Origin of the sequence: Streptomyces sp. NPDC101181, assembly GCF_044767975.1 — a bacterium.
Classification (GTDB): domain Bacteria; phylum Actinomycetota; class Actinomycetes; order Streptomycetales; family Streptomycetaceae; genus Streptomyces.
The window spans coordinates 1-11,623 of record NZ_JBIWOX010000004.1 but is presented as its reverse complement, the minus strand read 5'-3'; the positions used below and the strand labels follow the sequence as shown (position 1 = coordinate 11,623).

Here is an 11,623-nt window from a genome sequence, read left to right as displayed (position 1 = left end):
TTCCCGGGCCGTTCCCGGGCTGTTGCGCGGGCGCCGGACCGCGTGCGTCCGCTGGGCCGCCGGTGCCTACAATTCGGCGGTGAACGCCACCCTCCCCACCGCCCAGTCCCTGCGGGCGGCGCTGTCCGGACTGCTCGACGGACTGCCGCCCAAGCAGGCCGCGCAGGCCGTCGACCGGCTGATCGCCAGCTACCGCGGGGAGACCCCGACCGGCGCCCCGATCCTGCGGGACCGCTCCGACGTCGTCGCGTACGCCGCCTACCGGATGCCCGCCACCTTCGAAGCCGTACGCTCCGCCCTGGACGCCCTCGTCGACGCCGCGCCCGAGTGGACGCCCGCCACCCACACCGACGTCGGCGGCGGCACGGGCGCGGCGAGCTGGGCGGTCGCCGGTGCCTGGGAGGGGACGGCCACCACCGTCCTGGACTGGGCCGAGCCCGCCCTCGCGCTCGGCCGCGAACTGGCCGCGGCCTCCGGGGCGCCGGGGCTGCGGGCGGCCCGCTGGGAGCGGGCCCGGATCGGGACGGCGCTGGAGCTGGCACCCGCGGACCTGGTCACCGTCAGCTACGTGCTCAAGGAGCTGACGGCCGGTGCCAGGACCGAACTGGCCGACGCGGCCGCCGCGGCCGGGCAGGCCGTGGTGATCGTCGAGCCGGGCACCCCCGACGGCTACGCCCGGATCATCGAGGCCCGGGACCGGCTGATCGCCGCCGGAATGCGCGTGGCGGCCCCCTGCCCGCACAGCGGCGCCTGCCCGATCGCCCCCGGCGCCGACTGGTGCCACTTCTCGGCCCGGGTCAGCCGCTCCTCCCTGCACCGGCAGGTCAAGGGCGGGTCGCTCAGCCACGAGGACGAGAAGTTCGCCTACGTCGTCGCCACCCGCTTCCCCGCCACCCGGGCCCCCGCCCGGATCACCCGCAAGCCGCAGCTCCGCAAAGGGCAGGTGCTGCTGGAGCTGTGCACCCGCGACGACGGGCTGGCCCGCTCCACGGTGACCAAGCGCCACGGCGAGCTGTACCGGGCGGCCAGGGACATCGCCTGGGGCGAGCCCTGGCCACCGGAGGGCACCGGCTGAGGGGCCGCTCGGCCCGCTCGTCGGAGGCACGGGCGGGCGGGCCGCCGGGGCCTTGGAAGCCGGCAGGGCTTCTAGGCCCGCAGCTCCTGCGTACAGCACTTCACGCTGCCGCCGCCCTTCAGCAGCTCGCCCAGGTCCATGGGGACCGGCTCGAAGCCCCGGTCCCGCAGCGGGTCGAGCAGCCCGGTCGCGCCCTGCGGCAGCAGCACATGGCGCCCGTCGCTGACCGAGTTGAGGCCGAAGGCCGCCGCGTCCGCCTCGCCGGCCAGCAGCGCGTCCGGGAACAGCCGTCGCAGCACCGCCCGGCTGCCGGGGGAGAACGCGTCCGGGTAGTACATGATCTCGTCGGCCGCCGCGTCCAGCACGCACAGCGCCGTGTCCAGGTGGTAGTAGCGCGGGTCCACCAGGTCCAGCCCGATGACCGGCGCCCCGAAGAACTCCTGGGCCTCGGCGTGCGAGAGGGGGCTGGAGCGGAAGCCGCGCCCGGCCAGCAGGTACGAGGCCGTGACGGCGAAGTCGCCCTCGCCCTCGTTGACGTGCTCCGGCTCGTGGATCTCGATGAAGCCGTGGTCCCGGAACCAGTCCCGGTGCGCCCCGGCCTCCTCGTAACGCTCCCGGTAGGCGAACAGGGCGCCGAGCACCCGCCCGTCGATCACCGTGGCGCCGTTGGCCGCGAAGACCATGTCCGGCAGGTCGTGGCGGGGCGTGAGCAGTTCGACCGTGTGGCCGAGGCTGCGGTAGCGGTCGCGCAGGTCCTCCCACTGGGTCTGGGCCAGCGGCAGGTCGACGGGTTTGGACGGGTCCATCCACGGGTTGATGGAGTAGGTGACCCGGAAGTGCGTCGGCGCGCACATCAGGTAGCGACGAGGGGTGGCGTCACGGTTCAACTGGGGCTCCTCGCGAACGGCGGCCGCGACCGCGGAACGGTGGGATGCGCACGGTCTGTGCGTGAGCCCATGGTGCGCCGTGCGCGCCCGATCCGCAGTGATCCGATCGGGTGGTTCACCGGACCGCCCGGTCACGGCCGCGCTCCGGCCACCGGGGCGGACCCGGGCGCGGCGGCAGACGTATCCGGCAAGACGGTACGTATCGGCTCGCGGCGGGTTAGATTGACCGCATGGCACCCAGCAAGGCTCCCGACTCCAGCCGCCGCAGCGACCGTTCCCGCCGCGCCATCCACGACGCCGCGCTCGCCCTCGTCGGCGAAGTGGGCTACCCCCGTACGACGGTCGAGGGTATCGCCGCCCGCGCCGGGGTCGGCAAGCAGACCATCTACCGCTGGTGGCCCTCCAAGGCCGCCGTCCTGATGGAGGCCTTCCTCGACCTGGCCGCACGGACCGCGGAGCGGGACACCGGGCACTCCGGCGAGGCAGGTTCGGTCATCCCCGACACCGGCGACCCGGTCGCCGACCTCAAGCGCGTCCTGCGCGCCACCGTGGACGAGCTGAACGACCCGGCGCTGGAGGCCACCACCCGCGCGCTCACCGCCGAGGGCATCGTGGACGCCCGGCTGGGCGCCGAGTTCGTCGAGAAACTGCTCGCCCCCCAGCTCGCCGCCTACGTCACCCGGCTGCGGGCCGCCCAGGAGGCCGGGCAGCTGCGCCCGGACGCCGATCCGCGGATCGCCCTGGAACTGCTCGTCGGCCCGCTCTTCCACCGCTGGCTGCTGCGGACCCTGCCGCTCACCCACGACTACGCCGACGCGATCGTCGACTACGCCCTGGCCGGGCTGACCCCCCGCCCCTGACACCGAACGGCCCCGCTATCCGTTATGTGCCGACATCGGGCGTGATGGTGCTCACTCGGCGCAGCGGTACGCGGCCCCGTGGTCGAACTCTGGCCACCCGAAGAGCAGGATGGTGCGACCATGGAGGAGCAACGCTGAGGTGAGGGGATAGATGGGTGCCGATTCCGGCCGCTATCGCGGCACAGAGAGCAGGATCTCCCAGTGGCTGCGACGACGCTCCAAACCGCAGGGCGCCGAGGCCGCTGATCCGGCCAGAGCGGAGCTGCTCCTGGCCGTCGCCGACGCGGGTATGCCCATCGCCCCCGCGGCCCATCCCCAGGGATACCGATGTTCGTGCGAACGCATCGGCTGTCCCACCCCCGCCCGGCATCCCGTCTCCTTCGCCTGGCAGACGCAGTCGACCACCGACCGCGCCCAGATCGAGCGCTGGGCCGACAACCAGCCGCTGGCCAACTTCATCACCGCCACCGGCATGATCCACGATGTACTGGACGTCCCGCTCCCCGCCGGTGAGCAGGCCCTGGAGCGGCTGCTCACCGCGGGCATCGACGTCGGGCCGGTCGCCACGTCCGGCGAGGACCGGATGCTCTTCTTCACCGCCACCCGCGGCACCCCCGAGGACGAGGACGAGTGGTGGCCCTGCGAGCTGGACTGCCACCCCGAGACCATGGACGCCCACCCGGGCCTGCGCTGGCACTGCCGGGGCAGCTACGTCCTGCTGCCGCCCGCCCGGCTCCCCGGCGAGCTGGACGTCCGATGGGTGCGCGGACCCGAGCACGAGCTGCCCGACCCGCTGACCCTGCTGGAGACGCTCACCGAGGCCTGTGCGCGGTATGCGGGCAGCGCCGGGCAGAGCGAACTGGACCGCGGCGCGGTCGCCTGGCCGATGAGCCGCTGAGCCGGTGAGCCGGTGAGGGTGCTGAGTCGCCGAGGGTGCTGACGCCCGGCCTCCGGGTTCGCCGGGCCGCTGCTCCGATGGTCCGCCGGGCTTCCGCGCGACGCCGGGGCCGTCCTGGGCCGACCGCGTCCGGTCCGGGTCGGGCCGCGTGCCGCACGGGCCCGTCGTCCACCGCCTACTCGCCCTTCGCCGCGACCAGGCCCGGCAGCCTGCTCAGCATCCGCACCTTGCCGCCGCCGTCGGCGCGCGGGGGCACGTACACCAGCTGACTGGAGACCCGCTCCTTGGTCAGGCTGCTGGTCACCTCGCCGGTCAGCAGCGCCCGCACGTCCGCGCTGACCTCCGGCCGGAGCCCCTTCGCCGCGGTCTGCCGCTCGTAGTGCCTGCTGCTGAAGAAGACCAGCGCCCCGCCGTCCTCGGTGCGCAGCCCGAGCGGCGCGAACGTCCCCGCCGTCAGCGGCTGATCGGCGTACTGGTAGGTGAACCCCGCCCGCCGCGTCGTCCGGCGCACCTCGCGCCAGCCGGAGGTCCCCGTGCCGGGCGCGAACACACCGGGCTCGCCGTCCTGGAGGTACGCGGCGTAGGTGCTGCTCAACTCCGCCGGATCGAGGGCCAGTCCACCGTCTCGCGGCTCGACCGGTTCGGCCGACCCGTCCGCGTCCCGGGTGAACTCCGGTACCTGGGAGACCGGGAGGACCCCGAGGTAGGCCGCCTTCCACACCGCGTCGGCGGACGTCCGGACGAACACCACCAGCCAGCGGGTGTCCAGCTCGCCGCCGTCCTCGTCCCGGTTGGAGTCGGTGTCCGCGACGAACCACCGCGGCCAGCCCGCCTTCTTGGGGATGACGTAGGCCGCGTCGTCGAGGACCAGCGGCCGGTGGGCCTTGTTGCCGCCGGGGTTGTACGTCCGGCGGGCCTTCAGCCCGGCCTGGTTGATCGCGCCGAGCGAACCGGTCACCCGCTCCGCGTCCAGCGCCGGATCGAACGCCTGGTCCGCCGCGTTGTAGGCGGTGACGAAGTCGGTGAGGGCGCGCGCCGCCTCGGACTCGGTCGCCCCGGGCAGGACGGCCAGCTCACCGTGGACCGTCACACAGCCGCTCGCCGTCAGGCTCAGCACCGTCGCCGCCGCGAGCCCCGCCGTCAGCCGGCCCAGCCCAGGGTGTCTCGTCATCCGTTGCTTCCGCGCCTTCTGATCCGTCGCCCGCACTGACCGTCGAAACCCTACCGGGCGGCGAACGGGGTACGGGCGGGGACCTGACCCGGCGTCCGCACCATGCCCGAGGGAGACTGCGGCGCTCCCTCAGGCCTCGCGCACCGGCACGATCAGCGGGGTCCCGGTGCGCGGGTGCGGGAAGACCTCCACCGGCTGCCGGTAGACCTCGCCGAGCAGCTCGCCGGTGAACACCCGCTCCGGCGGGCCCAGTTCGGCGATCCGGCCGTCGTGCAGCACTGCGGCCCGGTCCGCGTGGGCGGCGGCCAGACCGAGGTCGTGCAGCACGACCACCACGGCGTCCCCGGCGGCGGCCCGCTCCCGGCAGATCCGCAGCACCAGCTCCTGATGGCGCAGGTCCAGGGCGGCGGTCGGCTCGTCCAGCAGCATCAGCGGGGCCCGCTGCGCCAGCACCCGGGCGAGCGCCACCCGGGCCTTCTCCCCGCCCGACAGCGCGGAGAAGGGGCGGCCGGCGAACCGGGTCACCTCGGTGGCCGCCATCGCCGTGGCCACCGCCGCGTCGTCCTCGTCCTCCCGCTCCGTACCCGACCAGGGCGCCCGCCCCATCCGTACGACGTCCTCCACCGGGAACGGGAAGGACAGCGCCGCCGACTGCGGCAGCACCGAGCGCCGCAGCGCCAGTTCGGGCGCGGACCACGCGGTGGCCGGGCGCCCGTCGATCCGTACCTCGCCGCTCCCGGCGGGCAGATCGGCGGCCAGCGCGGCCAGCAGGGTCGACTTGCCCGCGCCGTTCGGACCGACCAGGGCCACCACCTCGCCCGCGTGGGCGGTCAGGTCCACGGAGTCCAGCACCTGCCGCCCCCCGAGGCGCACCGACAGGCCGGCGGCCTCGACGACGGGGGAGCCGGGGGCGGGAGGCGAGGGCAGCTCCCGGGTGCGTACCGCGAACAGGTCTCTCAGCGCCATCACGCCCAACCACCTTGCTTACGACGGGTCCTGCGCAGCAGCCAGAAGAAGAACGGGCTGCCGAAGAGCGCGGTCAGCACCCCGAGCGGCAGCTCGGCCGGGGCCGCCACCGTCCGGGCCCCGAGGTCGCCCGCCACCAGCACCACGGCCCCGCCCAGCGCGCTGCCCGGGACCAGGAAACGGTGACCGGGGCCGTTCGCCATCCGCAGCAGATGCGGGACGAGCAGCCCGACGAAGGAGATGATCCCGGCCACGGCGACCGCCGCCGCCGTCAGCAGCGCCACCACCAGCACCAGCACGATCCGCAGCCGCTCGACGTCCACGCCCAGATGGCGGGCGGGCCGTTCGCCGAGGGCCAGCAGGTCCAGCTTGCGGGCGTAGAAGGGGGCGATGAGCAGTCCGGCGACCGCGCACGGCAGGACGGCGAGCACCTTGGGCCAGGTGGCCTGGGAGAGCGAACCGAGCTGCCAGAAGGTGATCTGGGTGATCTGCGCGTTGTCCGCGAAGAAGATGAACAGGCCGATCAGCGCGCCCGCGAAGGCGTTGACGGCGATGCCGGTGAGGATCAGCGTCACCACCTCGGTCCGGCCGCCGGAGCGCGACAGCGCGTAGACGAGCAGCACGGTCGCCAGGCCCGCGACGAACGCGAAGACGGTGATGGTCCAGTTGCCGAAGAAGGTCAGGCCGAGCGCGATCGAGGCGACCGCGCCGACCGCGGCGCCCGCCGAGATCCCGATCACGCCGGGCTCGGCGAGCGGATTGCCGAACACCCCCTGCATCAGGGCGCCCGCGCAGCCGAGGGAGGCGCCGACGAGCAGGGCGAGGGCGACCCGGGGGAAGCGCACGTTCCACAGGACGCTCTCGCCGACCCGGTCCAGCGCCTGGCCGCCGAGCCCGATCCGGTGCTGCACGGAGCCCAGGACGTCGCCCAGCGGGATGCTGTAGGCGCCGATCGCCGCGGACAGCAGGCAGAGGGCGAGCAGGGCCGCGGCGAGCCCCACGGTCAGCAGATACGCCGTGCCGCGCGAGGACGTGATGGCCGGGGTCTCCGGGGCGGCGCCCCGGGCCGGCCCGCCCGCGGACTTCTCCACGGCGCCGGTGCGTTCCTCGTACGAGGTGGTCACTGGCCCGCGCCGCCCTTCGCGTACAGCTGCTCCACGATCTCGGTGAGCACCTGGTCGGTGCGCGGACCATAGTTCAGCAGCACTCCGTCGTCGACCGTGACGACCCGGCGGTCCATCCCGGCCGGGGTCTCCGCGATACCGGGGATCTTCACCAGCCCGTCCATCCCGCCGACCGACTCGAAGCCCTTGGTCATCAGCAGGATCGCGTCCGGGGCGGCCTTGGCGAGGGCCTCGCTGGTGATGGCGGTGAAGTCCTTCTCCAGCCCGGACTCCTTCCCGGCGTCGACCGCGCCCGCCGCCTCCAGCAGCGAACTCGCCCCGGACTCCGCGCCGCCCAGCAGATAGACGGAGGCCGAGCCGCGCAGATAGAGGAAGGCGACCCGGGGCCTCTTGCCGTCGGCGTGGTCCGGGATGGACTTCTGGACGGCGGCGATCCGGTCCTCGGTGCGCTGCTTGAGCTCCGTACCGGCGGACGGTACGCCGAGTGCCTCGGCGACGGTGTCGATCCGGCGGCCCACGTCGTCGAGCCCCTTGGCCGGGTCGACGACGACCAGCGGGATGCCCGCGTCGCGGATCTGGTCGACGGCCTCGGCCGGGCCCGTGGTGGTGTCGGCCAGCACGATCGTCGGCTTCAGGGAGAGCACGCTCTCCGCCGAGACGTCGTGAGCGCGGGTCACCACCGGGAGTTTCTCCGCCTGTTCGAAGGTGGCGGTGATGTCCCGGGCCACGACCTGCTCGCCGAAGCCGAGGGTGAAGACGATCTCGCTCAGCGACCCGGTCAGCGGCACGATGCGGTCGGTGGAGTCGATGGTGACCTTCTTGCCGTCCGCCGAGTCCACCGTCACCGGGAGCTCCGGCTTCGGCACACCGGCCAGCGGCTCCACCCGGTCCGCGTCGGCGGAGCTCTTGGCGGACGCGGACTTCGGCGCCGCGTCGCTCCCGCCGCCGCAGCCGGTCAGAACCAGGGCGAGGGCGACAGCTGCGGTGAGCGCGGCGGCAGCCCTGCCCCGGGCCGGGCGACGGTGGGCCGTCGTCACGGCGTCCGGGCCCGTCGGGGCGAAGTCCTGCGAAATGCGCACGGGGGCACCGTCCTGTCGTTCTGCGGCGTGCGGTCGGCCGTTCGCCGTAACGGCGTGACCGGAAGGGGTTCCGGCCGGGGCTGGGAATACCTTAGGTTAGCCTTACCTGCGTATCCAGTCCTCGGAGGGTCCGTCATGCCGTCGTCCAGATCCAGCCGCGCGCTCGCCGTCGCGCTCCTCGCGGTACTGCTGGGAGCCCTGCTCCCGGCCGCCACCGCGCAAGCGGCCAGCCGCACGGTGCAGGGCGGCCGACTGGACTGGGGTATCAAGTCCTCCTTCCAGAGCTACGTCACCGGCCCGATAGCGAACGGCAGTTGGAGCCTGACCGGCGGCGCCGCCACGGTCGGCGGCAGCCAGTTCCGCTTCCACTCGGCGACCGGCTCCTACGACCCGGACACCGGCGCGTTCAGCTCCGGCTTCTCCGGCGGGGTGCACTTCACCGGCCACAAGAAGGCCGACGGCAGCAACGAGCTGGACCTCACCATCAGCCGCCCCACCGTGCGGATCAGCGGCGGCGACGGCACGCTCTACGCGGACATGGTCAGCAAGGAGCGGGGGACCGGCAAGGTCTCCAACCGCTCCCAGGTCCCGCTCGCCAAGCTCGCCCTCGGCGGCATCGACATGAGGGGCGGCTCCACTCCCGTCGCCCTCACCAACGTGCCCACCACCCTGACCGCCGAGGGCGCGTCCGCCTTCGCGGGCTACTACACCGCGGGCACCCCGCTCGACCCGGTCAGCCTCTCCGTCGACACCAAGGGCGCGGCTCAGCCGAAGCCCTCGGCCCCGGCGAAGAAGGACGACGGTTCCGGGCCGGGCGAGAAGGCCGAGAAGGACGCAGCCAAGGACGAGGCCGAGCGGGAGAAGGCGGGCCGTTTCGAGGACGCCGCCGTCGACTGGGGGGTGCGCCGCACCTTCCGGGAGTACGTCACCGGCTCCATCGGCCAGGGCGAATGGAAGCTCGCCGACGGCGCCGAGGACGGCGGGGCGCTGTTCCGCTTCCCGAAGGGCAAGGGCACCTACGACGCGAAGAAGCAGACCCTGGACGCCGAGTTCAGCGGCTCCGTCCGCTTCACCGGCGCCCACGACCTCGACCTGAGGCTCGCCGCCGTCACCGTGGCCGTGGCCAAGGGCGAAGGCACCCTCTCGGCGGACGTCACCAGCGAAGGCAGGACCACCAAGAGCGTGCCGCTGGTCACCTTCGAGGCCGAGGACTTCGCGCCGGAGAGGGGCCTGGCCCACCTCACCGAGGCCCCCGCCACCCTCACCGCCGAAGGCTCCAAGGCGTTCGGCTCGCTGTACAAGGCGGGCACCGCCATGGACCCGGTCTCACTGGCCGTGGCCGTCGACGAGAAGGCCCAGCTGCCCGCGCTCCCCGACCTCGGCAGTGCGCCGACGGCGGCCGCCGAACCCTCCGCGAAGCCCTCGGCCGAGCCCTCCGCCGCTCCGGTGGCTGCCGCCTCCGACTCGGGGCCGGGCGCCGGGACCTGGGCCGCCATCGGCGGCGGGGTGCTCCTCCTGCTCGGAGCGGTGGCGGCGTTCTTCGCCCTGCGCCGCCGGGGCGGACAGCCGGCCGCCGGAGCGCCCGACTCCCCGCAGACCTCCTGACCTCCCCCCATGCGCGCCTTACGGATCATCACCCCCTCCCCCCAACACTTCTCGTCCGCCCCTGTCGTCATAGGAGAACCACCGACATGGCAGCAACCCGCCGCCCCATAGCCCTCGCCGCAGCCGTCGCCACGGCCGCCGCCCTGGGCGCGACCGCCTTCGCCCTCCCGGCGATCGCCGCCGGATCCCCGGCCGCCGCACCCACCGCCGCTCCCCAGCTGGAACTGGTGGACGGCAAGCTGGAGTGGGGCATCAAGGAGTCCTTCCGCAAGTACCTCGTCGGCCCCATCGCGCAGGGCAGGATCACCGTCGCGGACGGCGCTCAGCAGGCAGCGGACAACGGGGTGTTCGTCCTCTCCGACGGCAAGGGCACCTACGACACGGGTACGCACGCCTCCGAGACCGCCTTCAAGGGCAGCGTCCGCTTCGAGGGCCACCACGGTCGGCTCGACGTCAAGCTGAGCGACCTCAAGATCGGCACGGGCCGTCAGTCCGGCGCCATCACCGCCGACTTCACCAGCAAGCAGAAGGACGGCACCGTCCTCAGCAAGGACGACGCGGCCATCGCCAGCCTCGACATGACCGGCGTCAAGCCGGGCCGCGGCGAGGGCGGCGCGATGCTCTTCGAGAACATCCCCGCCAAGCTGACCGCCGCCGGCTCCCAGGCCTTCGCGGGCTTCTACCAGGAGGGCGACGCGCTGGACCCGGCGACGCTGTCGGTGAAGCAGGCGTCGACGCCCCCCACCGGCCAGCCGACGGGCCAGCCCACCGGCCAGCCCACGGGCCAGCCGACCGGGCAGCCCACCGAACAGCCGACGGGCCAGCCGACCGGGCAGCCCACGGGACAGCCGAGCACCGGCCCCACCCCGACCACCTCGGAGACCGCCAAGCCCACCAGCGGCCCGGTCGTCGACGGAACCCTGGACTGGGGCGTCAAGAAGTCCTTCCGCTCCTACATCGTCGGCCCGATCGCCCACGGCAAGGTCGAGACGAGCGGCGGCGCCACCACCGTCGGCGACGGCTACCGTTTCGGCAAGGCCACCGGCCGGCTCGACGCCGACAAGAACACCCTGAACGCCGCGTTCACGGGCCAGGTGCGCTTCCTCGGCCACGAGACGAACGGCGCGTACGTCCTCGACCTCTCGCTCAGCAAGCTGAAGGCCGACATCAAGGGCACCTCCGGCAAGCTCCTGGCCGACGTCTCCGCCAAGGACCGCACCAGCGGCAAGGTCGCCACGTTCACCGGCCTGGCCCTCGCCGACCTGAAGGTCCCCTCGGGCGCGCTCGCCGCCAAGGACGGGATCGTGCAGCTCAAGGGCGTTCCGGCGACCCTCACCGAGGAGGGCTCCAAGGCGTTCGCCGGCATGTACAAGAAGGGCGAGCAGCTCGACGCCTTGAACATCGCGGTCTCCCTGGACAAGGACGCGCAGCTCCCGGACGGCTCGACGGACTACGAGAACTGCGCGGCGGCCGAGGCCGCCGGTGCGGCCCCCATCAAGAAGGGCGAGCCGGGCTACTCGGCCGACCTCGACGCCGACGGCGACGGCGTCGCCTGTGAGTCCGGGGAGTCCGGTGGCTCCGCCGGGTCCACCGGCGGTTCCACCGCGGGCGGTTCGACCACCGGCGGCGGTACGGTCGGCGGCTCCACCGGCGGCTCCACTGGCGGCTCCGGCGCCCTGGCCTCCACCGGCTCCGACGTCCCGGCCGGCGCCCTGATCGGCGCCTCGGGCGTCGTCGTGGCGGCCGGCGCCGGCGTCGTGATCGCGGCGCGCCGCCGCCGTAACGCCACCGCCTGACCCTCACGCACCACTTGCACCACTTGCACCACCCGCAGGGGCCGGGCCCCCCCCGCGGGGCCCCCCCCCCCCCCCCCCCCCCCCCCCCCCCCCGCCCCCCCCCCCGCCCCGCGGGGGGGGGCGCCCCCCCCCCCCCCCCCCCCCCCCCCCCCCCCCCCCCCC

Annotated in this window: 10 protein-coding genes; 5 read left to right on the top strand and 5 right to left on the bottom strand. The window is 74.0% G+C overall.

Annotated features, from left to right (window positions below; all coding sequences use genetic code 11):
* Positions 1-79 precede the first annotated feature (79 nt).
* Complete coding sequence (locus ACIRRU_RS08510; RefSeq protein ID WP_403677927.1) at positions 80-1,075, top strand: small ribosomal subunit Rsm22 family protein; 996 nt, start codon at positions 80-82, stop codon at positions 1,073-1,075.
* Positions 1,076-1,146: 71 nt separating this feature from the next.
* On the opposite strand, the gene ddaH is transcribed toward ACIRRU_RS08510, so the two are convergent.
* Positions 1,147-2,064 carry a dimethylargininase gene (ddaH, locus tag ACIRRU_RS08505; protein ID WP_403678362.1) on the bottom strand — a complete coding sequence of 306 codons (918 nt, stop codon included), beginning with the start codon at positions 2,062-2,064 and terminating at the stop codon, positions 1,147-1,149.
* Between the two features lie 128 nt (positions 2,065-2,192).
* Between ddaH and ACIRRU_RS08500 the strand changes: the two genes are divergently transcribed.
* The gene (locus ACIRRU_RS08500) at positions 2,193-2,822 is read left to right on the top strand and encodes a TetR/AcrR family transcriptional regulator (RefSeq protein WP_403677924.1); all 630 of its coding nucleotides are present in this window, start codon (positions 2,193-2,195) and stop codon (positions 2,820-2,822) included.
* A gap of 151 nt (positions 2,823-2,973) precedes the next feature.
* Positions 2,974-3,720 carry a bifunctional DNA primase/polymerase gene (locus tag ACIRRU_RS08495; RefSeq protein WP_403677921.1) on the top strand — a complete coding sequence of 249 codons (747 nt, stop codon included), beginning with the start codon at positions 2,974-2,976 and terminating at the stop codon, positions 3,718-3,720.
* Positions 3,721-3,895: 175 nt separating this feature from the next.
* On the opposite strand, the gene ACIRRU_RS08490 is transcribed toward ACIRRU_RS08495, so the two are convergent.
* The 4 genes from ACIRRU_RS08490 to ACIRRU_RS08475 all read right to left on the bottom strand — a co-directional run bounded on the left by ACIRRU_RS08490 (position 3,896) and on the right by ACIRRU_RS08475 (position 8,060).
* Complete coding sequence (locus ACIRRU_RS08490) at positions 3,896-4,891, bottom strand: hypothetical protein (protein WP_403677918.1); 996 nt, start codon at positions 4,889-4,891, stop codon at positions 3,896-3,898.
* A 129-nt stretch (positions 4,892-5,020) separates the two neighbouring features.
* Positions 5,021-5,860: a heme ABC transporter ATP-binding protein gene (locus tag ACIRRU_RS08485; RefSeq protein ID WP_403677915.1), complete on the bottom strand. Its 840-nt coding sequence runs from the start codon at positions 5,858-5,860 to the stop codon at positions 5,021-5,023.
* Complete coding sequence (locus tag ACIRRU_RS08480) at positions 5,857-6,981, bottom strand: FecCD family ABC transporter permease (protein WP_403677912.1); 1,125 nt, start codon at positions 6,979-6,981, stop codon at positions 5,857-5,859. The genes ACIRRU_RS08485 and ACIRRU_RS08480 overlap by 4 nt, the downstream gene beginning before the upstream one ends.
* Positions 6,978-8,060 (bottom strand): hemin ABC transporter substrate-binding protein, encoded by a 1,083-nt coding sequence (locus ACIRRU_RS08475; RefSeq protein WP_403677909.1) that lies wholly within the window; start codon positions 8,058-8,060, stop codon positions 6,978-6,980. Before ACIRRU_RS08475 ends, ACIRRU_RS08480 begins: the two co-directional genes overlap by 4 nt.
* Before the next feature lie 135 nt (positions 8,061-8,195).
* Here ACIRRU_RS08475 and ACIRRU_RS08470 point away from each other — a divergent pair, with 135 nt between their 5' ends.
* Positions 8,196-9,665, top strand: coding sequence for an HtaA domain-containing protein (locus ACIRRU_RS08470; protein WP_403677906.1), 1,470 nt, complete (start codon positions 8,196-8,198; stop codon positions 9,663-9,665).
* Between the two features lie 86 nt (positions 9,666-9,751).
* The gene (locus ACIRRU_RS08465; RefSeq protein WP_403677903.1) at positions 9,752-11,461 is read left to right on the top strand and encodes an HtaA domain-containing protein; all 1,710 of its coding nucleotides are present in this window, start codon (positions 9,752-9,754) and stop codon (positions 11,459-11,461) included.
* Positions 11,462-11,623 lie beyond the last annotated feature (162 nt).